Here is a 23,054-nt window from a genome sequence, read left to right as displayed (position 1 = left end):
CAAATGCTGATCCACCTGTATGTAAGATTACAGACTATCAGAAATTCCTTTACCAACAAAAGCGCAAGCAAAAAGAACTTAAGGCTAAGGCTGTTAAGGTGGTTGTGAAGGAAATCCGTTTTGGACCAAACACCGATGATCATGATTATAAGTTTAAGCTAAAACATGCCGAAAAATTCTTAGGTGAAGGAGCAAAAGTAAAAGCATTCGTATTCTTTAAAGGACGTTCGATCTTATTTAAAGATAAAGGTGAAATTTTACTATTACGTTTTGCTCAGGATCTTGAAGAAATTGGTAAAGTTGAACAGCTTCCTAAATTAGAAGGAAAGCGCATGACAATGTTCATTGCTCCTAAAGCTAGTGCTAAGAAAAAATAGCTTATTTTTTATAACTAAATATATAGGAATAATGCCAAAAATGAAGACAAATTCCAGTGCTAAAAAGCGTTTTACGATCACTGGAAGTGGAAAAATCAAGAGGAAGCATGCTTTCAAAAGTCACATTTTAACTAAGAAGACTACGAAGCAGAAGAGAAATTTGACCTATGCTGGCACTGTTCACAAAGCTGATGAATCAAACATCAAGTTATTATTGAACATGAAGTAATTCAAATTTCAAGAAGAAGGAAAAGATTTTTATTTAACCAGAGTGAATTAGCTAAAAAGATTCCCAAAGGGGGCGCTAACCATTCGAAAATGATTTTAAAATGCCAAGATCAGTAAATCATGTAGCGTCAAGAGAAAGACGCAGAAAGCTTTTAAAGCAAACCAAAGGTTACTTTGGACGTAGAAAAAACGTATGGACAGTTGCTAAAAACGCATACGAAAAAGGTCTTTCATACGCATACCGCGACAGAAAGAAGAAAAAGAGCACATTCCGTGCATTATGGATTCAGCGTATTAACGCTGCTGCTCGCCTTGAAGGTGTATCATACAGTAAATTAATGGGTATGCTACACGCTCAAAACATTGAAATTAACCGTAAAGTTCTTGCTGACCTTGCAATGAACCACCCGGAAGCTTTCAAAGCTATCGTAAAGAAAGCTAATAACGCTTAAGAATTTCTTTTAAGTTATGATACAAAGGAGACCGTTTGGTCTCCTTTTTTGTTACTCGCAGCTCACGACTCCGCTTAAATTGCTATATTGTCTGCCCATTTTTTTACGACTATGAAGGAACTCAACCTAACAACAAGCATTGAAGTATTTGATTCGATCGATGAACTCAATGAACAAGAGCAAGCATTAATAAATGCTGCTCATAAAGCCTGTAAAAATGCATATGCGCCCTATTCTGAGTTTAACGTTGGTGCAGCTATTCTGCTTGAAAATGGAGAAATAATAACAGGCAACAATCAGGAAAATGCAGCCTACCCATCAGGCTTGTGTGCCGAGCGAACAGCCATGTTTTATGCCAATGCTCAATTTCCAGAATCTCCGGTTGTATCCATTGCCATCATTGCCATGAATAAAAACGGGATACTTGAAAACCCGGTTGCACCTTGTGGTGCCTGCCGACAAGTATTATTAGAAACCGAATTAAGATTCAACAAACCATTTGATATCTTATTAGTAGGTCAATCGTCCATTAACAAAATAAAAAGCAGCAAAGATTTGCTGCCTCTATCATTTGTTGGTGATGGTTTATTAAAGTCCAAAGCTCGAAGTCCGAAGTCCAAAGACTAACAATGTTTACCCATTCACATTGCGAAACTCCTTCCAAAGATTTTCACTATCTGGTGTTGGTGCGGTAATCATGACTTGTTCTTTCTTAACCGGATGCATAAATTCTATCTTCCTTGCATGTAAAGAAATACTTCCATCTTTATTTGAACGCGGGAACCCGTATTTTAAATCACCTCGAATGGGACATCCTATCTTCGCAAGTTGACATCGTATTTGGTGATGTCGGCCGGTTTCTAAGTTCACCTCCAGCATATAATAATTCTTTAAACCAGAAACTAAACGGTAATTCAAAATAGCCTCTTTAGTACCATTTCGTGGTTTAGGGAAAGCATAGGACTTGTTTTTTTCTGAGTTTTTAAGAATATGATGAACCAATCGACCACTATCTTCAGTTGGTAATTCAGCCACTAATGCCCAGTATGTCTTTTTAACACTCTTCTCCTGAAACATCTTATTTAATCGACTCAGTGCCTTACTGGTTCGCGCGAATAATACAACCCCACTTACAGGCCGATCCAATCGGTGTACAACACCAAGAAAAACATCACCAGGTTTATCGTATTTCTTTTTTATATATGCTTTTACTTTATCACTTAACGTTTCATCACCTGTTTTATCTCCTTGTACAATATCAGATGATGATTTATTAACAGCAATAATGTGATTGTCTTCGTATATGATATCTAATTTCTTCATTTTCTTGGCTTATAGCTGAGCCGCCAGTCATTAGCGATTTACAGCTTTATTACTTTTCTATTCTGTAAAAGACCTGCCTTTTTTAAAGTCTACTGACTAACAACTACTAATTAATACTGCTCTCGTTCATTTGGGAAGTCTACGCTTTTCACATCTGTGATGTAATTACCCACAGCACCACTTATCTCAGCAAATAAGTTATGATAGCGGCGTAAGAATCGAGGTGAAAACTCCTGATTGATACCCAACATATCATGAAGGACCAACACTTGCCCATCTACCTGATTTCCGGCACCTATACCAATTATCGGAATTTTTACCTCTTTCGCAACTTGTCCCGCCAAAGCAGCAGGAATCTTTTCCAGCACAATTCCAAAACAACCTGTTTCCTCAAGCAAGTGTGCATCCTCAATTAACTTTTTAGCTTCCTCTTCTTGTTTAGCTCTTACGGTATATGTTCCAAACTTATGAATTGATTGAGGCGTCAAACCTAAATGTCCCATAACAGGTATGCCGGCCGATAAAATTCTCTGAACAGATTCCAATATCTCCTGTCCTCCCTCCAACTTAACAGCATCGGCAGCAGTCTCTTTCATAATTCGGATTGCGGACGTCAAAGCTTCCTTTGAGTTACCTTGATACGTACCAAATGGCATATCAACAACAACTAAAGAGCGTTGCACTGCTCTCACAACAGAGGCGCCATGATAAATCATTTGATCCAAAGTTATGGGCAAAGTTGTTTCCCAACCGGCCATAACATTAGATGCGGAGTCACCAACCAAAATAACATCAACACCTGCACTATCCACAATTTTTGCGAGCGAATAATCATATGCTGTTAACATGGCAATTTTCTCATCACGCATTTTCATCTCACTCAATACGTGAGTCGTCACTTTTTTTCGTCTTTCCTGAGCAACCGACATAATGTATCTAATTTTATCACTCCAGCGGAGCAATTATATTTTATAACGATTTAAGTAGTGATAGCTAATATTTTACACACCACAGCCTGCAAAGTTAATAATTTGTTATGAGCATCCCGACTTAATCTTTAACCATTAACTCAATAAATAATAATCATAAACCGTTTTAATAACCAATGCAAGTCTTGTTCACGTTTATTTTCTAATACAGGATCAATAATTGGATTTTAACCGCATATTTGATTACATTTCATCATCATTGACGGCATGAAGTTTCCGAAAAACTTTATTTATAAAAATCACAACAGTCAAAAATGATAGCTTCAACACAGTAATACAGAATGCAAAATCTTATATATAAACATGGTGTTTTATCAACTTGTTTTAACCAATTAATATCAACATTTGCCATCAATATAAATTAACTGCGCATGTCAACCACAAAATTAGATGCCTTGCAATACCATGAGAATGGTCGCCCTGGCAAAATTGAAGTTATTCCAACAAAACCGTATAGTTCACAACTCGATCTTTCACTGGCATACTCCCCGGGAGTTGCTGAACCTTGTAAAGAAATTGAACACAACCCTGATGACGCCTACCGCTACACCGCCAAAGGAAACCTTGTAGGTGTTATATCCAACGGTACAGCTGTACTTGGCCTGGGTGACATTGGCGCTACAGCAGGAAAGCCGGTAATGGAGGGTAAAGGTTTACTTTTTAAAGTATTTGCTGATGTTGATGTATTCGACATCGAAGTAGATGAAAAAAAGGTGGATGATATGGTGAAAGTAGTAAAAGCCATTGCTCCAACCTTTGGTGGGATTAACCTTGAAGACATTAAGGCTCCTGAATGCTTTGAGATCGAAACACGTCTTCAGAAAGAATTAGACATTCCTGTTTTTCACGACGACCAACATGGAACAGCTATTATTTCAGCAGCTGGATTACTTAATGCCATAGAAGTAGCAGGAAAAGAAATAGACCAAATAAAGGTTGTTGTTAACGGAGCCGGAGCATCAGCTATTATGTGCTCAAAATTATACGTAAGCTTGGGTGTGAAGCAGGAAAATGTTTGGATGCTCGACAGTAAGGGCCTGATGACGACTAAACGAACGGATTTAAATAAATACAAAATTGAGTTTGCTCAGAATAGTGACCTTACCACTCTAGAAGAGGTTATAAAGGGGGCCGATATGTTTTTAGGTCTTTCCAAAGGAAATATACTGTCTAAAGAGATGGTTCAAAGCATGGCTGAAACACCAATCGTATTTGCCTTGGCCAATCCTGTTCCGGAAATCAACTATGAAGATGCAGTTGCCGCCCGGCCCGATGTCATTGTTGCAACAGGTCGATCAGATTACCCAAACCAGGTTAATAACGTACTTGGTTTTCCATTTATCTTCAGAGGAGCACTGGATGTAAGAGCTAAGGCGATCAATGAGGAAATGAAGAAGGCTGCAGTTTATGCCTTAGCCGAATTAGCAAAAAAGGATGTTCCCGACCAGGTAAATGCTGCCTATAAAAGTCAAAATCTAAAATTCGGCAAGGATTATCTTATCCCTAAACCACTTGATCCACGTCTGATTACAGAAGTGGCACCAGCTGTTGCTAAAGCTGCTATGGAAACTGGCGTTGCCCGATTAGATATTGCCAATTGGGAACGTTATAAAATTGATTTGATGAAACGCATGGGTATCTACAATAAACTCGTACGTGATATCAGAACTAGAGCTAAATCTGATAAAAAACGAATCGTTTTCTCTGATGCAGATAACTTTAAAGTACTTAAGGCAATTGAAGTAGTACGTTCGCAAAACATTGCCGAGCCAATTCTATTAGGAAACAAGGGGAAGATTGAAGAAATAGCCAAAGAGCACGATCTGGATGTTCTGGATCTTCCAATTATTGACAACAAAGCGCAGGAACAGGAAGAATCACGTCAGAAATATGCTGAACTGCTTTATCAAAAGCGCCAGCGTAAAGGCCTCAATATGGAAGGTGCCCTTTATCAAATGCTGGACAGAAATTATTTTGGTATTATGATGGTTGAAACAGGTGATGCCGATGGATTTATCGGTGGTTTTTCAAACAAATACGCTGAAACTATACGACCTGCCCTGCAGATCTCAGGCACCAATAACACCCTGAATCATATTGCCGGTATGTACATTGTAATGACCAAAAAAGGGCCATACTTCTTCGCTGATACAACTGTTAACTATGAACCTTCCTATCGCACACTTGCTGACACTACTTTATTAACCGTTAATGAAGTACGTAAATTCAATATGGAGCCGGTTGTTGCAATGGTTTCATATTCCAACTTTGGTTCAACCCGTGATGGAAGCCCCAAACGAGTAAGAAGTGCAGTGAACTACCTTCATGAAAATTACCCTGATCTATTGGTTGATGGCGAAATGCAAGCCAACTACGCCTTTAATGCCGAATTAAGAGCTAAACGTTTCCCATTTTCGAAGCTGGGTAATAAAGAAGTTAACACAGTTATCTTCCCAAGCTTAAGTTCAGGAAATATTGCCTATAAGATGATGCATGAATTGGGACAAGTAGAAATTATCGGACCTATTTTGCTGGGAATTCGCAAACCAATACATGTATTGCAACAACAAAGTTCTGTGCGTGAAATAGTGGATATGGCAGCTATTACAGTGGTAGATGCACAAACAAAAGAAGATAAAATTATAGAATTATAATGTATTAACTCAACGGATGAATATTGCAAACTATTTAATATTCATCCGTTGAATATCATTTAATCCAATGCCTTAAAGCTGCTTTCAATTTCAGCAGAAACCCGCCCCATTACATCTTCGAAAGAATCGGTTCCATTCACGACCGCTACATCGTGAATCTCTTTATACTTTTCTATAACAGGTATTGTTTTATTGGTATGATCTTCCAAACGCTGAACAATCTTGGCTGTACTCGAATCATAAGGCATGGCCTGTGGTGTCTTACTTCTACTATCAAGCCTTCGAACCAGTTCCAGAGTCTCTACATCCAATTCTATTATTTTATTAATTATTGCATCATGCTTTTTTAGTATTCCATCAAGAATGTATGATTGCACAAGTGTTCTTGGATAACCTTTAAAAATGAATCCCTTTGCATTATTCGACTGCTGCATTTTTCGCTCAATCAGCTGAATAACAATCTCGTCAGACACTAATTGACCATTCTCATAATTTTCTTTTACCAACTTACCAAGCTCGGTGCCATTGGTGATCTCTTCATCAATCATATCACCAGTTGATACAAATTCCAGATTATACCTTTCAGCTATGGCTCTTCCTAATGAGCCCCGTCCGGAACCGGGTGAACCAAACAACACAATATTTAGTTGCTTTTTCTCCAACACCTTATTAACTGCTTTTCGTATTTCAGATGTTACCTTTTTAATTTTCTGAACTCCGTTAATGGCCTTATAATTGCCTTTTTCTTTATAGAAATCCAGAACAGGCTTCGTTTTCTCATCATATTCCCTCAAGCGATTACGTATCACCTCTTCATTATCATCCAATCTACCTGAAGTTTCTCCCCTTAATAATAAACGCTTCACCGACTCTTCTTCGGGTACCTCAATACTAATTAGCAGATCAAGTTTGGTATTCAGCTTAATCATTAAACCTTCTAAGATATAGGCTTGCACAAATGTTCGTGGAAATCCGTCGAACAAGAAACCATTAGCATCAGGATTGTTCTTAATTGTTTTCTCTATAATCTGAACAATAATTTCATCGGACACCAGGCCACCTCGGGCAATAATGCTTTTCGCCTCTAAACCCAGTTTAGTTTCTTCTGCCAGTTCTTTACGCAGAATATCTCCGGTGGAAATATAAAAGAGGTTATATTTCTTAATAAGAAATTCTGATTGAGTGCCTTTACCCGCACCCGGAGGTCCAAAAAGAGCAATGTTTAGCATAGCCGTGATTTTAGGATGTACGCGATTAAAATTGAGATAGTTGAATATATCAATTAAAAACGAAACACACAAATAAGCCGTATTGCCTATTTTTCAATATAACACTAGCCCAATTGATTGGTGATTTTATCGATTGAAACGATTATAAGGATTTCGCGGAAGCATCATCGGTCTAAATCCAGGTGATGGATTATAGAATGTAGGGTATTTACTCACACCAAAAGAAACTTCAGCACTGAAATTATCTGAAAATTTGTAGCCAACATATGTAGATGCGCCATAATTACTAAGCCCCTGTAATTGCGAATTGGAGCTTTCAGGCATGTTGGTATTTAAAAATACGGCAGCACCGGCATACCACTTATCATTAATAAAGTAAGTGCCTTGAGTATATAAGCCAAACTGAATCATATTTTCATCAAGTGTCAGCTTAGTAGCATCTACCTGACCCCAGGCAGGAATATTATAATAGCTGGTACGACTCATATATGGCATAATATCAACCTGAAACTTTTCTGCCGGAAGAATTGACCATTGGGGCGCAACATAGGTATTAAACCCATACATTCCTTCAAAATCAGCGAAGGCGCTTAATCCAACATTTACACTAAAATCAACTGCTTTGATTGAATCTACAGCCACCTCCATTTCCGGTTCAATTTCATCAAAAGAACGATTCAGCATTAGTTCCTCCTGTGCATTTGACACTAGACTAAGAAATATTAATCCGAATAGTAGAAAAAGCTGTCGCATAATCTTCGCATGTTAATTGCGATGTAAACTTACAAAAACCGCACCATAAAACTTGCCTTTGCATTCTTTAAGAAATAGCCAATAATTCTAAATCTATTTCTCAATTCAATATTTCACTGCTATTACTCACGCTACTCCTATTTTAATTCCATATAAGTTAGTTTTTTCGAACATAAACTCAACATTACCCCCTCTTTCTGTTTTAAAACATATCCACAAACAAAAGTAAGTGACATTCATCATCAAATAGCATTTTCAGTATTACCATCTTGCAAACGTCAAAAAATTAAGAAGCAACCATGAATATATCAGTTACTTTAAATCCTAATCCTTTGGTAAGGTATTTACAAAAGCCATCATCGGCATTTACCAAAGAGGATATCATTAAATATATGGAAGCCAACGAAATCAGAATGATTAACTTCAAATACGTCGCTGAAGACGGTCGTTTGAAAAGCCTGAATTTTGTTGTTTCCAACCGCGATCATTTAGATGCGATATTATCTGCCGGCGAACGTGTTGATGGCTCAAGTTTATTTTCATTTATGGAAGCTGGCAGCAGTGATTTATATGTAGTACCACGTTACCGTACGGCATTTCTGAATCCTTTTTCTGAGATTCCATCCATTGAAATATTGTGTTCCTTTTACGATCATAAAGGACAAGCTCTAGAGTCAGCTCCTGAAAACATTTTGCGTAAAGCCCACCAGCACTTTATGTCATCAACTGGTATGAACATGAAATTCCTGGGTGAACTGGAGTATTATGTCAACAGCGAACGCACAAGTAACTTCCCGGCATCAGATCAAAGAGGTTATCATGAATCAGAACCTTTTGCCAAGTTCGAAGCCATGCGAAAGGAAGCACTAAAATTGATTGCTCAATGTGGTGGTCAGATCAAATATGGACACGCTGAAGTAGGCACTTTTACAGCTGGTAATGAAGCTTACGAACAGCACGAAATAGAATTTCTTCCAACAGATCCTGAATTTGCAGCCGATCAAATGCTAATTGCCAAATGGGTATTACGTATGCTGGCCGAGAAATTAAATGTGGAAATCAGCTTCGCCCCGAAAATTACTGTTGGTAAAGCTGGTAGTGGCTTACATTTTCACATGTTGGTTGAAAAAGATGGTAAGAATATAATGCTTGGTGACAATGGGCTTAGCGATGTAGCGAAAAAAGTTATTGCCGGTATATTAGATACAGCAGACGCATTAACAGCCTTTGGCAACACCATTCCTACTTCATACCTTCGCCTTGTACCTCATCAGGAAGCTCCAACAAACATATGCTGGGGTGATCGCAACCGCTCAGCTTTGGTAAGAGTTCCTTTAGGATGGACCGGGGGTGTTGAGAATATGATCTTTGATGCTAATCCCGGTGTTGAAATCAACCCCGCTCCTACAGACAGTAAACAAACGGTTGAATTCAGAGCGCCTGATGGCTCAGCAAATATTCATCTGACCATTGCCGGTCTGATCACAGCAGCAGAACATGGACTAAATTTACCCGATGCACTTGATAGAGCTGAAAAACTTTACGTAAATGGTAACATATTTCATAAGATGCCTGAAGGCGGATTGGAGCAACTGCCAACATCTTGCTTCGAATCTGCAGAACGATTAAGTAAGAAACGACAAGTTTTCGAAGCTAACAACATATTCCCTGAGCGCGTTATTAACCATACCATTGACAAACTAAAGAAATTTGAAGATGAAAATCTGAGCGAACGTTTGTATGGTAAAAATGACGCAATTCGAGAATTAGTTCTCAGGTATATACACTGTCAATAAACAAACCAAAAATCTTCATAAATCCACATTGCTACGGCAATGATTATTTTTAGTATTTGCACAACTAGACCTTTGGAGAGCCGGGATATTATTGTCCGGCTCTTTGGTTTTACATTATCTTGATAATACCACGTAAAATATAGTATCTTTATCACAACCTTAAAATAATTACGATGGCACTTATCGGGACACTTGACACACTTTCAGAGCAATGTAAAGATGTTAGATTCCAAAAGGCTCTGGACTTTCTTAGTTCGGGCAATCTGGATGATATCTTTTCACAGGTTACAATAGATAATCCGGTTGAAGTTAAAATAGATCAGGACAGCATCTTTGCTATATGCCAAACATATGAAACAAAGGATATTGGTTTAGCAAAGATGGAAGGACATAAAAAATACATTGATATTCAATATATCCACAAGGGCGTTGAGCAAATTCTATTTTCACCAATAAACCGCATTGTAAAGGAAGATGATTATGACAGTGAAAGAGATCTTCATTTCCCTAAAGTGGCCGATTTCTCGTCTCTGCGTTTAACAGCCGGCATGGGTTGTATTCTTTATCCAGAAGACCTGCATGCACCATGTATATCTGTGGATGCTCCTTCAATTGTGGAGAAAATAGTGATTAAAGTAAAAGTTGCATAGTGATATAGTAGTTGTTAGCTTGGATCAGAAAGTTATCCTCTATTATTAAAATGTGTAAAAAAGAAATGATCAATGCGCCAGATAAAGTTGGTGTGCCGGGAATGCGACCATAATCTTTTTTGGGATGTACGACTCTGGCCACCAAAGATTTCCCATCTTCAATTTGGCCCGTACATCCCCTTTTTTCATGCTAGGGCTTATCGCACAAAATTCATATAAATCTTCTGTTCCTGTTCCGGTGCTTTAACTAATTTTTTACCGACATCAATCATCTTTAACAGGTAGGCCATATTTTTACCTAAAACGCGCATTATCTGCACACCTTCTTCGTCTTTAAGCACTTCACCTGGTGCAGCACCATGAATCACATTCCAGTAGTTGGCTGTTGGTATAAACATCTCTGAATAATTCAGAAAATTATTCATCTCGTTAAAGGTAGGCAGACCACCTGAACGACGAACAGCAGCCACACTTGCTCCCACTTTATGACGAAACAGATTGCCATTGGAGCCTGACACATAAAAGGCTCTATCTAAAAAAGCTTTGATGTTTGCTCCTAATGCTGCAAAGTGAACAGGTGAGCCGAACAACATACCCTCAGCTTCTTTCATTTTTTGAATCCAGAGATTAACATCGTCATTCTTAATAATGCACTTCTCGTCTTTATTCTCACGACATTTTCCGCAAGCGAGACATCCTTTAATGCCCTTGTTACCAAGATAAACAATCTCTGTTTCAATACCCTGATCTTCCAACTGATCGCAAACCAACTTCAAAGCATGATATGTATTACCTTCTTTACGGGGGCTACCGTTAAATGCAACTACCTTCATATATTCTAAATCAATAAAACTTAACCTTCAAATCCAACCTCATTATGCGAACCGTCACAATATGGCTTATTATTTGAATGCCCGCAACGACAAAAAGCCGTTATATCTTCCTTTTTCTCAACTTGTCCTTTGGCATCTTTTACCTCAATCGCACCGTATACCAACAAAGGACCATTCTCTAACACTTCAACCTCGGTTCCACCTGCTTCCTGAGAACTTTCTTGTTCATCATTCATATAAAAACTTAAAGCTCCTGACGGACACTTTTTAATCTGCGCCTTTAATTCTTCCGTTGTTGCATTATTTGCATTAATCCATGGCTTTGCATTTGGATCATAAACTTTAGGAAGTGTCTTGACACATATTCCTGAATGGATACATTTAGCTGGTTGCCACACGACTGTCAATTCCCCATTGCTATACTCCTTTCTAATTTCTTTACTCATGACTTTATGGTTTTGATTCACCATAATTTAATCATTTTAAGCGATGAATGCCATTAATTCACACATACAGGCTACGAGCAAGAAAGCAAACATACAAAAAACAGAGGAATCCAGATCATGATTTAGTATGGATAAAAATGCCAGATAACACATTTAATAGTACATAGTTCATTTCTTCCAGTCAATTCGATAAGACAAATTAAACTCCATAAACTCAGCTAACATAAAATTGATGGCTCGCACGTTGACTCCCAATGCCAGGTTCTTATAAAGATCATATCTCACTCCAAGACGCTGATACATCTGTGAAAAATTGCCATAGTTCCGGTGACGCGCATAAATACCAATACCACTAGCAAGTGTCAGCCGGTCAATAATAATTTCCGGTTGAAGTATTAAACCAATGGTCAAATTGGTAAAGTCCCGCGGAGCAATCGTGCCATCATCATTCGCATTTAAACCCCACCAGTAATTAATATCTGTACCCAAGCCCAACCTGAATGCCTGCGATAACTGTTCCAGATAAACAGCAGATATTCCTCCAATCGCAAAATAATTGGTATCCAACTCATGTTCCACTAACTGATGGTTTCCATAGCCCAGCATTAACAATAAACTTCGCTTCTTATCTCTAGGCTCCTTAACTTTTATTACTTTTTCCTGAATCCGGCCACCAAAATGATAATTTAATTTAGCTGAAGCAGATAAAATATTGATACCTCGATTGGGGCGCTCCATTCCTCCGTTTGAGAAATGCACAAAGCTACCTCCTATACCAATATCAATATTAGGTGTGAGTTGATAAAAGACATTCAGTCCACCTGTTACATGAACAGTAATCGGACCGCCAATAGCCAGATTGTAATCATTTTCTCCTTCTTTATAATGTTTCCAGCCAACAGCCATTCCATATTGAAACTCTGAGAATACCTGAACTTTATTCCATCGTTTTACTGGTAATCCAAGCACTCCATAAACTGATACCGGATACCCCAGCTCCCGGGCATTGAAGAAGTTATTCATTGTCATCCCAAAACCATAATAAGGTGCTCTGAAAACCTGTTGCCAATGGGTGTAACCCGGATTTTGCCACAACATTCTCAGTGAAATTGACTGATGACGTTTTAAAGGCAGCCCTTTAGTATTATCCCCGTTAACAAAATCAGTTGTTGGCATGATATCGCCATACCCGAAATTAAAGGATAAATGCCGGTATTGCTTTTTCATAGGCAGACTATCCTGAGCGACTGTTATTATTGAAATGGTAAACAAAATATATAATAAACCTGTAATCTTCATTATTCTTCACTTTAACAACTAACCTAAACCACATGCCAGATATGTATCTCCAGGGAGATTAAATTAACTTCAGAGGACTTGCTCCGCATTAGCACAGAGTTAAATATTTATAGAAGCAGAAATCCTAGCCCTGCTGTAATAAAAGCAAAGCGGACACCAATGAACTAATAACCACTTTTTGATGCATTGATGGTTAAGTTTGAATCTGAGAATCTTTAGATAGTTTGTCATAACGCTTATGAATTATCGATTTAACCGCAACATAGGCTATCAGTGCAGCAATGCTCCCCGTTACAACTCCTCCAAACATCAGAGCAATAAATACCTCCGAACCGGCTTTTAGTATTGTTGAAATGAAATGCACTCCCATCTCATCAGGAATAACAAATGTAGATGTGATACCAAGTAGTTGCTTACCCAACCAGTAATTAAAGGCAAAAACAAATGCTCCTGTAGCCAGGTTCGTATTAAACACTGCTACGCAGGCTGCTTTTTTGTTAATCTTTAAAAGTGTTGAAACACCTAAAGCAACCAGTACCTGTAAACCGGGAATTGGCATCATACCAATAAACGAACCAAGTGCAAAACCTTTGGCTATTTTATCAGGATGATCTTTTATTGTAAATATGTTTTTAAAACCAGATAGAATTTTCTTCATCTTTGTTACCTCTTTTTTTAAGACTGCCTCTATTATATTCTTCGCCATAAAGGGATGCAACTCTATTATTGCCGGTCGATATTTCTTTTAGTGTAATAAACGAACTCAGTAACTTATTCTGAACGATTGGATCACGTATAAACCTCGGAATATTCGATTTTGAAAATGAGATAGCTGAAAAGCGAACCTTTGTTGTTCCATCTGCCTGCGAGGCAAGCGACCAGCGGCCAAAATAATAACGCTGCCGATTGACATTATCATTTTGGATAACCAGATCAGGAGCTGCAGTCACATCAATAATAATTACCTCATCATTGATGACAATATGGTTCTTTGTTACGAGATCCTGCTCTGAAAGTGGATAAGGAATGTCGTACACCGTGTGTGTTATCCATAGTGAATCTGTTTTTGTATAAACATTTAATTCCTTCACTCCATGATTCCATTTGGTCAACGCACTCTTTGTGCGCAAATTCTCCAGCACTTTATTCGCCGCGGCTTCAACCCGGAAGTTCAATGCTATTTCTCTTGTTTTCAAAGTATCGCCATAGCTTAGCCAGCGATAACTGATCTCCACTCCTTCCCGTTCTTTAATGGTTTGCCATTTACTACACTTAGCTATATCAAGCAATGTTTGAATACTGGTATCTTTGTCAACCGCTTTATTTTGACCATATACATTTAAATTTACCAACTGCAACAGGGCTGCTATAATAAATAAGCATGCCCGCTTCTCTCTAATATTTTTCATTTCTCACTTCGTTTACATGAAATACTTTGATCATCATTGGGCAGCGAAGTAATTAACTGCGTCTGCTATGGCTTTTTCGGTCGATTGGTAGTGTATGCCCAATTCGCTTTTTGATTTGCGATTGGAGTAGAAATTATTGATGCATAATATTCTCATATTTACCGAGCTTATGCTTGTTGCCACATTCAATTGCCTTAAAGCATCTCCCCCATAACCTACCATTATTAATATCCATTTAGGAACTCTGATCATCAGTGGTCTTTGCTGACATACCTGATTTACTCTCCTGAAGAAATCACGGTAGGTAAGATTATCGTTAGAAAGCAAATACTTTTCCTTATTACGGCCTTTCTCTATTACTGTGAGTATGCCTTTCGCCACATCCTCAACATGCACAAAATTTTTGCCTCCGGGAGGATAAAACACAATTTTCCTCTTCCAGGCCATGAGTAAGATCTTACCTGAACTAGGCTTGGTATCATAAGCACCCAGCATAAAAGTCGGATTTACCACAATAGTTTCCATCTTATTATTCCTAACCAGGATATAGTTTTCTGCTGATTTTTTACTTTGCGCATAAATCGATTCGTCAAATGGGTTTCGCAAAACAGCTTCTTCTATGCCCGGGTTCCTGATTGAACCATATCCAATGGTATTAGCGGTGCTAACAAATATAAACTTCTTCACTTTGCACCTGATGCTTGCCTGGTAAAGCTGTTTGGTAGCATTGCTGTTAATCTTCCAATAATAAGCCTCTGATAAGATATTCTGGCTGGTAGCGGCAGCAATATGCACCAGGTAATCAACATCCGATAGAACTTTGGTAAAGTCATCAAATAAAGTTCCGCATATAAGGCTCAGATGCTCATTTTCATACCCTTTATATGTTTCCGGATTGCGAACTAATCCTTTTACCCTGAAACCACTTTTTAATAATAGATTGACAAGGTTTGTACCTAACAAACCATTAATGCCTGTTACAAATACCGTCTTCATAAAGTTATTTTTTTTGATTTCTGAATGTTCAAGCAATTCATGTAGTTCTTTCGAAAAGGGACGTTGTCCCAACCCACACTTACATTTTGTCATTGCCACAAAAAGATAAGCAAAAAGGTCTAGAGCAATAGAACCCTACAACCCACACCAACCTTCAATTCCGGCTGACACACATCCTCCTCAAGTGCCCTCTTGAAGACCTCTCGCCAACCTTGGCCCGGACTATTGCTCTGGCTAACGCTGCTTTGATTTACAGCTCCTATAATCTTCTTAACTTATAGTATTGTTATCCCTTTGAAAGGGGATGTAGTTAGTCTGAATCTACAATACATCGTGTGAAACTACTATTCAAGTCTCCCTTTTAAGGAAGGATATGCATATTTTATGCGTGCTGCGCGGCAATCTCGCGTTTTACAACGCCCGTCATTAATGGCAGTTTTACCCATTCGGGTATAAGCTTAGAAACTATCCATGTAAGATGACTGAGCACAATGACAGAGTCTTTTTTTAATAACCTGCCAATAGCAAAACGTGCTACTTTTTCCGGTTTTAATAAGGTCAAGCGTCCTATTAATCCTTGCTTTTCAATCCTGGATATGATTTCCGGATTAGTAGCCATGGCACCCGGATGTATCACACTCACGCAAATATTTGAATCTTTAAGCTCAGCTCTTAAGCCACGGGTAAAGTAATGTATAAACACCTTTGATGCGGGATACACTGTTTTATAACCCACCGGTGTAAAAGCAGCAATGCTGGACACATTTAGTATGTAAGATTGCTGTTGTTGTTTCAGGTTAGGCAATAGCTGATGCGTTAAAATTGAAGTGGCTTTGATATTGACCTGTATAATGGTATCGATATAATCCACATCAACATCGCCAAAGCGCATTGTGCCACCAATACCCGCATTATTAATAAGAATATCAATATGGAAATTTTCATTTAACCACTTACTTAGCTCAATAATGTTCTTGTTCGACGAAAAATCAGTTTCATAATAAGCCACATCAACATCATATTGCACTTTTATAGCATCAACTACTTTTAATAAATCTTGTTCCGGCAGACTCACTAAAACAACATTTCTTTTTAACCTTGCCAGCTCAAATGCAAATGCTTTACCCAATCCCTGACTTGCTCCCGTTACAACAGCATACTTTGAATTCTTTTTTACTTTCACCATAACGATTGATTTGATTTCGTGACAAAAGTAGAGGCCAATCCGGCCTTAAATGTTCTAAAATGAGGAAGCGAACACTTTCATTAATCAACTGTATACATGATTATTACAAAGAACCACCGTTCGAATCTATAGATTCGAACATCTTTTTTTGAACTCAGAAGGAGTTGATCCGGTCATTTTCTTAAAAGTGGTATTAAAAGATGTTTTGGAACTAAATCCAGATTCGTAAGCAACACCAATTATTGACAAGTGATTTGTTTTTTTATTGTCAAGCAGTTTTTTTGCTTTTTCGATACGAAACTTATTAATATAACTGTAGAAATTCTCATTAAATCCGTTGTTGATAACATACGACAGATGGTTGGAACTCACCTGAAGCTGTTTCGACAGGTTCATCAAATCCAGCTCTGTATCTAAATAAGGTTCATCCTTTAACATTAATTCATTAAGCTGATCTTTTAGTTCCACCAACCTCTCGTCTGAGATTATCTTTCTTTTCGGTAATTCGGTGGTTTCCTCCTGACCAGCACTTATGGCATCTTCCCGATCTTTTTTATCAAGTGGGTATATTTCTTTTTGCTTAAGGGCATTGTATGACACAAAAAATACTGTAACCAGTGTAATAAGGTTCATGATTATATTGAGTGGCGTCTTATAATACAGGATGTTAAACAAAATTAAAAGCGCCACTATGACGATTATAATATACTCCAGCCAATATAAATCAATACCCTGCATATTGGATGCAAAGCGCTTAATCTGTCTTTGATGCCTGAATATGCTGATATATGAAATGAAGATGTAATACGATGCATGAAGCATTACAACAGTAATAAGTATTGGGTGATAATTAAAAGATGATATTTGCTGAAGAATTAAAATAACGAGATAAACAGCTGGTACAACTAAATAAAGCCCACTCCTAACCGTGAATTTATAATTGGGATTAGTAAAATACCTGACACCAAAATAAAAACAGATGGGTGCCAAAAATTGAATAAAACTAATTCCTATGAAAGAGCTAACTTCAATTGATTTACCAGTCGCTAATTGTACAACTTCCTCAAGCCAATAAGAAGACCATAAAAACGTAAAAACACCTAACCATCTGTTCGCTTTAGCATTAACCTTAAATGGATTGGTTAAAAGCAAAAATGAAAGCAGTAATAACGAACCAAAAATGATTATCTCAACAAAATGCACCATTGGTATTTGAATTTTAATGGTAAAATAAGGTTTTGTTTAATTATGCCGGTAAATAGTTACCGGACAGGCAACTTACAATACCAAACACTTCATCAGTATTTAAGCTTCACCCAAGCTCAACAGAGTAAAAGTACAACTTTTGACGAATAGCCTGAGTTTAATTACTTGCTAATATTTTTTAACGCACGCAATGGAAAATATAACGAAGTGACCTTAAGGGGTCAGCATTAAAAGTAATTAAAAACCTCCATCAGACACCCGTGATTTCTAAATCCGTACTCCGATGAATTTTAATAAAACAATTCCAGTTTGTAAGATAGTAGGGAAATTGTTTTGAATCCACGTTTTTCGAAACCGCAAATTGCACAGATTGACACGAATTATCTTTCTTCTCTAATTAACCAATTAACATTCAACAAAATGTAAAAAGGGAAAATTGATTTACTTCTGATGAACAGATAGTTAAATTAACCAATAAATCCAACGACAAATATTACTTCGCTGATTCTAAATTGACGGGCTTAGAATTGCGCTGCGTCATTCAATCAATTTGTAATTGACGAACTGTTTACACAGTATGCTGCAGTGCAATTATCAACATGGGAATTATAAATTATACTAATACTTGTTTCAATTAATTCCGATATACAAAATAACGTTAGCTGTGTAATAGCCGTAATAAACATATATTTCATCAAACAATCCCCGCCATTCATCAAGAAAGAATAGTTTGAATCCATCATATTGTTAATTTAACATTAATAAAAAGTACGGATCACATCTGGCCTTGGGTCTGCAAACTTACGGGTCAGAGTGGTCCGCACTCATTGTATAATTTTTCAAATATAAGTAAAATGAAGAATAATCATTCAATAAGTATCCCTGGCGAAGTGGTTGACCAGGTAAATACTAAAGTAGATGAGATCTACGAATTATTAAAAGCCTACTTAATCACCCTTACCAAAGAGGAAAGAAGAACCATCCTAAAAATGGGTGAGAAAGCATTAAGTTTTGTTAGTAATGCCAATAATCTTAGTAAAGAACACCCAGAGTTACTTCCTTCTTTTGTTGCACAGGAAGACTTTGACATTGACGTTGCTGATGCCACAAGCCTGTTGCCTTTAGAGAACAACTTAACGGCATTATCAAGCTTAATAAATGACACGGCAATGTTAGCAGGCAGTGAAGCATACAACAGTGCACTTTTGTTTTATAATAACGTAAAACTGGCTGCAAAAAATAATGTTCCGGGCGCTAAAGAAGTTTATGACGAACTAAAAACACAATTCCCTCGTCGCAAACGCAAAGAGGAAGTTGAAAATTAATTAAAGAAAATCCGGAAGCAGGCCTCCGGATTTCTTCTTTTACCAAACAAACATCAAAACCTAAGTTATAATACCTCATCTACGGACTTACAGAAGGTCGTTTTACACCTCCATCAAGCTCGAACGTTATCCTGATTTACCTCAGCCGAGCTCCAAAACCTGACAAGATTCTGCCAAAAAGCATCAAACATTAGCTTACTTAAGGTCATCTTTGACCTTATTTCGGGTCAAAGTTGATGCACCTAAACTTCAACGTTGATGCTATTTTTGTTCAATGTTGAGCTTAAACAAGTATAAATTTGGTGCAAATAAGACCAAACCTGACCTAAAAAAGTATTAAAGTTAAAGCAATAACAGGTCAGGCACGACCCTTATGGACATCAACATTGAACCTGATAAAACCTGACCTTAAGGCAAAACCTGACAAGCTTGAGCCAAATTGTCAGTAAATTGAGCTTTGATAAGATCAACTTAGAGCATTAAATGGGGTGATTTTGTGGTTAAATAAGGTAAAATTTATTCCTTTCTGGAATAAATTGCCACAAGAACAAACACGGGAATCATAGTTGAAACCCAGAATATGCATCAGAAACTCAACACTTTGTTTAATCATGAAGTCAACACTTAAAAAACCCAAGCTTATCTATCAGACTATCAGCTTTTTTTATTAAATAGCTTCAACTCTTAATCCGAATGAAACATTAAATAATAGTTGATTAGTGCCCCATGTGACTATTAACCCTCTTCAGGCGCTATGTGTGTAATTATTAATTTTATTGTGAACAATCATACACACCATAATAATATTATCTTTACGCACTTATTACAATAAAAATCATATCCCAAAATTTAAATGTATCCGAATAGATTTTTAGTCAATTGTCTTATATATAGCTTCCTACTCAGCCTTGTCTCGTGCCAATTTTCTTCTGAGGAAGAGTTATTTACAGAGATAGAATATCCTACACCACCGACAACAGCTTTTAAACTTGATTTTGACAAAGATACCATTGAAGTTATCTCGTATGCCCAACTTCATTACGAATACAAATCTGACGGGCAGGCTATACAAAATGTCCAGATTAGTTTAAATGATGATATAATTTATAACCAGTTTCATAATTCAAGTCAGGTACAGGGTACATTTAGTATTGCAAATAGAGATTTGGCATCGGGTTTTTATGAATTAAAAATGACTGCTAAAGTAAATACAGGTAGTGGTTCCCTAGCCAACAAGATGGGAGGTGAATTTTTTGTGTACGAAAAAAAATGGGTAGTGAAATACTACTCTGAAGTTCCGAAGCCAGTGATTATTTCAGCCAGTGAAGAAGATGGCACATTAATGATTAAGTGGGAGGAGTGCACTGCCGTCGGCTTTGAAGAATATCAATTATACAGAGGTATCTACCATGATGTTTTTGAGCGTTATTCGTTTGAATGGCTGACTCCCATTAAAGATAGCGAACAAACCTGGCAAAAAGACATGTCGTTTGTTGGTGGAAAAGCAATGTATTATCTGGTATTAAAGGCGGCCGGCAAGCGCGCCACATCTGATACCATAACTATCGATTACCCAGGAGCCGGATTTAATATAGAAACCAACAACAAGTTAGAAAGGGTGATTAGCTGGAATAAGTCAAGGTTTTATAATAACCTGAAAGAAGTAGTGATCTTTGCAAGCGAACCAAGATATACTGGATCTAAAATTGCAGGAATCACAAATCCGAACGACACGACTTATGTAATCAAAGACGGTCTATACCCCAACATGCGTTACCAATTAGTTATGACCGGCGATTACATGTACGAAGATTTCTCCTACAGTACCCAGCTAAGAAAAGAGTTTATCTATAATCTTGAAACAGACACTTTCGAATTGGAAAACTACCTTTTTGTTAACGCTGCCGAACCCCTACATATTTATGGAGAAATGCATGGTAACCTTGCTAAATTTGACGTCAACAACGGGAGTTATACCCAATCGTCAGTTAAATATGAGCATAACATTGGCTTGTCGGGCAATGGAGCTTATCTGGTTAGTGGCGAAACAAAAGTTAACCCACATTCATACTTTACGACCAACCTTGATCTGAAGACTGCATTTAAGCTCTTTGCCGGCGTTGGGAACTACACCATATCTAACAACGGCATACTGGTTGGATCTAATATCTATGACGACTTGATTGCCTACGATGTTAAAAATGAAAAAACCATCCAGGAAATAACCTCTAAGTACAACATATTTGCACCCGTTATTAGTCCCGATGGAAACTATATCGTTTTAAGGGGCGATTACAACCCGCGTATTGAATTTTGGAAGTATAATGATCAGTCAGGCCTTTACGAAGAAATAAGTTATTATCATGGTGAATATAAAACATCAAAAGTTGTTTTTGACCAGTCATCTGAAAGTAACTTTTATATCCTCAATGGAAATAAAGCGGAGTACTGGTCATGCACAGAGGAAAAGGTATTAAAATCCTTTACCACCGATGCCCATACAATTATTTGTATCGATCCGCTGACGGGCTACCTGGTAGCTGACGGAGACCTTATGCTGCATTTTTACGATCCGAAAACAGGAGAAAAAGTAAGGGAAGTAGGGTATTTTGAAGATTATTACAGCAGGTATCGGAGCCAAATGGGCGAACCCTTTGTGGTTGTAAACGATGTTATCTATTTCAATAACAAACAACTTGACCTTAAAAACTATGAAAAACTTAATTAAGCTAATCATTATATGCTCATTTGTTACAAGCCCTCTTTCTTCACAAATTAAGATTAACGGCTACTTTGGTTACGGAACATATGATATGTCTCAACAAAAATCTTTTCATCAGTTTTTTATTGATAATCTTAAAAACGATTATGGAATAGATTTGGCCATATTAGACGATTTCCCGGGCTATTTTAACTATGCGGTTGAAATTCAGGAATCATTTGACAACACAGAACTGTCCTTTGGTTTTATTTACCAATCAACTGGAGCCCGATCGTTTTATAAAGATTACTCGGGGCAAATTAACTACGATATCAGTATTGAAGGCTTTGGACCTGTAATTGGAATTGAACGTGAATTTTACTCTTCTGAGTTGGTATCAATTGCTGCAAAACTAAGACCACAACTCCTTTTTTCAAATCAGGAATTCACAAGCAACTTGGAATTATACGATTACGGGGAGACAGAAACGGTTAAAATTAAAGGTTATAATATAGGTATCGAACCAAGCATCAAGCTATATCGACAGTTTAACCGGATTCTCCTAAGTCTTAATGCCGGTTATTATCTTGACCTCCATCGTGGCCAATTAAAAGCAGAGGTAATGGACGAAGATATTGATGTAAGCATCCCAGGAACAGATAAGGCTTTAAGGAATAACTGGGATGGTTTTAGAGTTTCGTTGGGCATCGGTTATCAGATATCCTCTAAACAAAGTGATTAAACTTGATGGAAAGCTTCTTTTGGATAATCGAAAGAAACTGTTAGCTTTCACCAACTTTTAAAATATTGATTTTAAAAAGTTTAAAAGGGTGGCAAGTTTATTTTCGAATGAAAACAGTTGACAAATCGGTTAAAAACCTCCCGAAACGACTTCGTCAAACAGCATTATTTTGCTTCGAACATCAATGCAGAAGCAAAAGAGACAAAGTGTCAGGAAATTGAGCTTTTACAAGCTCCAGAACGGGCTTACTTAATAATAGAACTGGTCTTCAATAGTGTTGCAATAGGAGCAAAAAAGGTCAATATCTCATTAAAAGAAATTCTTTAATTTTGGCAGATGATAGATTATAAACAAGAAATCCATAAGCTTTTTCCATTTTTAGAAACAGAAGATATTGATTTACTATTATCTATCTCAAAGATTATTACTATTAAACCTGGTGACAAGATCGTTCATCAGG

22 protein-coding genes are annotated in these 23,054 nt (G+C 37.4%); 10 read left to right on the top strand and 12 right to left on the bottom strand.

The genetic code is table 11. From position 1 onward, the window contains the following. The 4 genes from infC to cdd form a co-directional block, all read left to right on the top strand. A partial coding sequence (gene infC / locus AC4MRQ_RS16860) for a translation initiation factor IF-3 (protein WP_491198872.1) occupies positions 1-377 on the top strand: 377 nt, incomplete at its 5' end. 31 nt (positions 378-408) lie between these two features. Beyond that, the gene (gene rpmI, locus AC4MRQ_RS16855; protein ID WP_319399241.1) at positions 409-606 is read left to right on the top strand and encodes a 50S ribosomal protein L35; all 198 of its coding nucleotides are present in this window, start codon (positions 409-411) and stop codon (positions 604-606) included. 100 nt (positions 607-706) lie between these two features. After that, a complete protein-coding gene (gene rplT / locus AC4MRQ_RS16850) occupies positions 707-1,057 on the top strand; it encodes a 50S ribosomal protein L20 (protein ID WP_491198871.1) in 351 nt (116 codons plus the stop codon). Between the two features lie 111 nt (positions 1,058-1,168). Beyond that, the gene (gene cdd / locus AC4MRQ_RS16845; RefSeq protein ID WP_491198870.1) at positions 1,169-1,684 is read left to right on the top strand and encodes a cytidine deaminase; all 516 of its coding nucleotides are present in this window, start codon (positions 1,169-1,171) and stop codon (positions 1,682-1,684) included. A gap of 6 nt (positions 1,685-1,690) precedes the next feature. On the opposite strand, the gene AC4MRQ_RS16840 is transcribed toward cdd, so the two are convergent. Both AC4MRQ_RS16840 and panB read right to left on the bottom strand, forming a co-directional pair. Then, positions 1,691-2,380 (bottom strand): RluA family pseudouridine synthase, encoded by a 690-nt coding sequence (locus AC4MRQ_RS16840; RefSeq protein WP_491198869.1) that lies wholly within the window; start codon positions 2,378-2,380, stop codon positions 1,691-1,693. A gap of 110 nt (positions 2,381-2,490) precedes the next feature. Continuing rightward, a complete protein-coding gene (gene panB, locus AC4MRQ_RS16835; RefSeq protein ID WP_491198868.1) occupies positions 2,491-3,309 on the bottom strand; it encodes a 3-methyl-2-oxobutanoate hydroxymethyltransferase in 819 nt (272 codons plus the stop codon). A gap of 431 nt (positions 3,310-3,740) precedes the next feature. Between panB and AC4MRQ_RS16830 the strand changes: the two genes are divergently transcribed. Beyond that, entirely contained in the window at positions 3,741-6,023 is a 2,283-nt protein-coding gene (locus AC4MRQ_RS16830; RefSeq protein WP_491198867.1) for an NADP-dependent malic enzyme, read from the top strand. A 59-nt stretch (positions 6,024-6,082) separates the two neighbouring features. Here AC4MRQ_RS16830 and AC4MRQ_RS16825 read toward each other — a convergent pair whose 3' ends face one another. After that, a complete protein-coding gene (locus tag AC4MRQ_RS16825; RefSeq protein ID WP_491198866.1) occupies positions 6,083-7,252 on the bottom strand; it encodes an adenylate kinase in 1,170 nt (389 codons plus the stop codon). A 126-nt stretch (positions 7,253-7,378) separates the two neighbouring features. Then, positions 7,379-8,005 carry a hypothetical protein gene (locus AC4MRQ_RS16820; protein WP_491198865.1) on the bottom strand — a complete coding sequence of 209 codons (627 nt, stop codon included), beginning with the start codon at positions 8,003-8,005 and terminating at the stop codon, positions 7,379-7,381. Positions 8,006-8,304: 299 nt separating this feature from the next. Here AC4MRQ_RS16820 and AC4MRQ_RS16815 point away from each other — a divergent pair, with 299 nt between their 5' ends. Further along, complete coding sequence (locus AC4MRQ_RS16815; RefSeq protein ID WP_491198864.1) at positions 8,305-9,801, top strand: glutamine synthetase family protein; 1,497 nt, start codon at positions 8,305-8,307, stop codon at positions 9,799-9,801. 173 nt (positions 9,802-9,974) lie between these two features. Then, positions 9,975-10,451 (top strand): NanQ anomerase/TabA/YiaL family protein, encoded by a 477-nt coding sequence (locus tag AC4MRQ_RS16810; RefSeq protein ID WP_491198863.1) that lies wholly within the window; start codon positions 9,975-9,977, stop codon positions 10,449-10,451. Between the two features lie 197 nt (positions 10,452-10,648). Here the strand turns inward: AC4MRQ_RS16810 and AC4MRQ_RS16805 are convergent, their stop codons facing one another. The 8 genes from AC4MRQ_RS16805 to AC4MRQ_RS16770 all read right to left on the bottom strand — a co-directional run bounded on the left by AC4MRQ_RS16805 (position 10,649) and on the right by AC4MRQ_RS16770 (position 17,826). Then, complete coding sequence (locus AC4MRQ_RS16805; RefSeq protein WP_491198862.1) at positions 10,649-11,284, bottom strand: flavodoxin family protein; 636 nt, start codon at positions 11,282-11,284, stop codon at positions 10,649-10,651. A gap of 20 nt (positions 11,285-11,304) precedes the next feature. Then, positions 11,305-11,730: a (4Fe-4S)-binding protein gene (locus AC4MRQ_RS16800; RefSeq protein ID WP_491198861.1), complete on the bottom strand. Its 426-nt coding sequence runs from the start codon at positions 11,728-11,730 to the stop codon at positions 11,305-11,307. 168 nt (positions 11,731-11,898) lie between these two features. After that, positions 11,899-13,029, bottom strand: coding sequence for an acyloxyacyl hydrolase (locus tag AC4MRQ_RS16795; RefSeq protein WP_491198860.1), 1,131 nt, complete (start codon positions 13,027-13,029; stop codon positions 11,899-11,901). 193 nt (positions 13,030-13,222) lie between these two features. Next, positions 13,223-13,687, bottom strand: coding sequence for a DUF2062 domain-containing protein (locus tag AC4MRQ_RS16790; RefSeq protein ID WP_491198859.1), 465 nt, complete (start codon positions 13,685-13,687; stop codon positions 13,223-13,225). After that, positions 13,662-14,438, bottom strand: coding sequence for an SRPBCC family protein (locus AC4MRQ_RS16785; RefSeq protein ID WP_491198858.1), 777 nt, complete (start codon positions 14,436-14,438; stop codon positions 13,662-13,664). Before AC4MRQ_RS16785 ends, AC4MRQ_RS16790 begins: the two co-directional genes overlap by 26 nt. A 33-nt stretch (positions 14,439-14,471) precedes the next feature. Continuing rightward, positions 14,472-15,434 carry an NAD-dependent epimerase/dehydratase family protein gene (locus AC4MRQ_RS16780; RefSeq protein ID WP_491198857.1) on the bottom strand — a complete coding sequence of 321 codons (963 nt, stop codon included), beginning with the start codon at positions 15,432-15,434 and terminating at the stop codon, positions 14,472-14,474. A gap of 382 nt (positions 15,435-15,816) precedes the next feature. After that, positions 15,817-16,620 (bottom strand): SDR family NAD(P)-dependent oxidoreductase, encoded by an 804-nt coding sequence (locus tag AC4MRQ_RS16775; RefSeq protein WP_491198856.1) that lies wholly within the window; start codon positions 16,618-16,620, stop codon positions 15,817-15,819. Positions 16,621-16,746: 126 nt separating this feature from the next. Beyond that, positions 16,747-17,826, bottom strand: coding sequence for a helix-turn-helix domain-containing protein (locus tag AC4MRQ_RS16770; RefSeq protein ID WP_491198855.1), 1,080 nt, complete (start codon positions 17,824-17,826; stop codon positions 16,747-16,749). A gap of 854 nt (positions 17,827-18,680) precedes the next feature. Between AC4MRQ_RS16770 and AC4MRQ_RS16765 the strand changes: the two genes are divergently transcribed. The 3 genes from AC4MRQ_RS16765 (at position 18,681) to AC4MRQ_RS16755 (ending at position 22,594) form a co-directional block, all read left to right on the top strand. Continuing rightward, positions 18,681-19,151, top strand: a complete 471-nt coding sequence (locus tag AC4MRQ_RS16765; protein ID WP_491198854.1) for a hypothetical protein — start codon at positions 18,681-18,683, stop codon at positions 19,149-19,151. Positions 19,152-20,004: 853 nt separating this feature from the next. Continuing rightward, positions 20,005-21,879, top strand: coding sequence for a hypothetical protein (locus tag AC4MRQ_RS16760; protein ID WP_491198853.1), 1,875 nt, complete (start codon positions 20,005-20,007; stop codon positions 21,877-21,879). Next, a complete protein-coding gene (locus AC4MRQ_RS16755) occupies positions 21,863-22,594 on the top strand; it encodes a hypothetical protein (protein ID WP_491198852.1) in 732 nt (243 codons plus the stop codon). Before AC4MRQ_RS16760 ends, AC4MRQ_RS16755 begins: the two co-directional genes overlap by 17 nt. Positions 22,595-23,054 lie beyond the last annotated feature (460 nt).

This window comes from Carboxylicivirga sp. (genome assembly GCF_982718395.1).
Note: the sequence above shows the minus strand (reverse complement) of the source record. Positions and strands in the feature narration are given on the sequence as shown.

Coding starts and splice junctions, on each gene's coding strand:
- rpmI (WP_319399241.1), top strand. CDS start 409: ATGCCAAAAATGAAGACAAATTCCAGTGCTAAAAAGCGTTTTACGATC.
- rplT (WP_491198871.1), top strand. CDS start 707: ATGCCAAGATCAGTAAATCATGTAGCGTCAAGAGAAAGACGCAGAAAG.
- cdd (WP_491198870.1), top strand. CDS start 1,169: ATGAAGGAACTCAACCTAACAACAAGCATTGAAGTATTTGATTCGATC.
- AC4MRQ_RS16840 (WP_491198869.1), bottom strand. CDS start 2,380: ATGAAGAAATTAGATATCATATACGAAGACAATCACATTATTGCTGTT.
- panB (WP_491198868.1), bottom strand. CDS start 3,309: ATGTCGGTTGCTCAGGAAAGACGAAAAAAAGTGACGACTCACGTATTG.
- AC4MRQ_RS16830 (WP_491198867.1), top strand. CDS start 3,741: ATGTCAACCACAAAATTAGATGCCTTGCAATACCATGAGAATGGTCGC.
- AC4MRQ_RS16825 (WP_491198866.1), bottom strand. CDS start 7,252: ATGCTAAACATTGCTCTTTTTGGACCTCCGGGTGCGGGTAAAGGCACT.
- AC4MRQ_RS16820 (WP_491198865.1), bottom strand. CDS start 8,005: ATGCGACAGCTTTTTCTACTATTCGGATTAATATTTCTTAGTCTAGTG.
- AC4MRQ_RS16815 (WP_491198864.1), top strand. CDS start 8,305: ATGAATATATCAGTTACTTTAAATCCTAATCCTTTGGTAAGGTATTTA.
- AC4MRQ_RS16810 (WP_491198863.1), top strand. CDS start 9,975: ATGGCACTTATCGGGACACTTGACACACTTTCAGAGCAATGTAAAGAT.
- AC4MRQ_RS16805 (WP_491198862.1), bottom strand. CDS start 11,284: ATGAAGGTAGTTGCATTTAACGGTAGCCCCCGTAAAGAAGGTAATACA.
- AC4MRQ_RS16800 (WP_491198861.1), bottom strand. CDS start 11,730: ATGAGTAAAGAAATTAGAAAGGAGTATAGCAATGGGGAATTGACAGTC.
- AC4MRQ_RS16795 (WP_491198860.1), bottom strand. CDS start 13,029: ATGAAGATTACAGGTTTATTATATATTTTGTTTACCATTTCAATAATA.
- AC4MRQ_RS16790 (WP_491198859.1), bottom strand. CDS start 13,687: ATGAAGAAAATTCTATCTGGTTTTAAAAACATATTTACAATAAAAGAT.
- AC4MRQ_RS16785 (WP_491198858.1), bottom strand. CDS start 14,438: ATGAAAAATATTAGAGAGAAGCGGGCATGCTTATTTATTATAGCAGCC.
- AC4MRQ_RS16780 (WP_491198857.1), bottom strand. CDS start 15,434: ATGAAGACGGTATTTGTAACAGGCATTAATGGTTTGTTAGGTACAAAC.
- AC4MRQ_RS16775 (WP_491198856.1), bottom strand. CDS start 16,620: ATGGTGAAAGTAAAAAAGAATTCAAAGTATGCTGTTGTAACGGGAGCA.
- AC4MRQ_RS16770 (WP_491198855.1), bottom strand. CDS start 17,826: ATGGTGCATTTTGTTGAGATAATCATTTTTGGTTCGTTATTACTGCTT.
- AC4MRQ_RS16765 (WP_491198854.1), top strand. CDS start 18,681: ATGAAGAATAATCATTCAATAAGTATCCCTGGCGAAGTGGTTGACCAG.
- AC4MRQ_RS16760 (WP_491198853.1), top strand. CDS start 20,005: ATGTATCCGAATAGATTTTTAGTCAATTGTCTTATATATAGCTTCCTA.
- AC4MRQ_RS16755 (WP_491198852.1), top strand. CDS start 21,863: ATGAAAAACTTAATTAAGCTAATCATTATATGCTCATTTGTTACAAGC.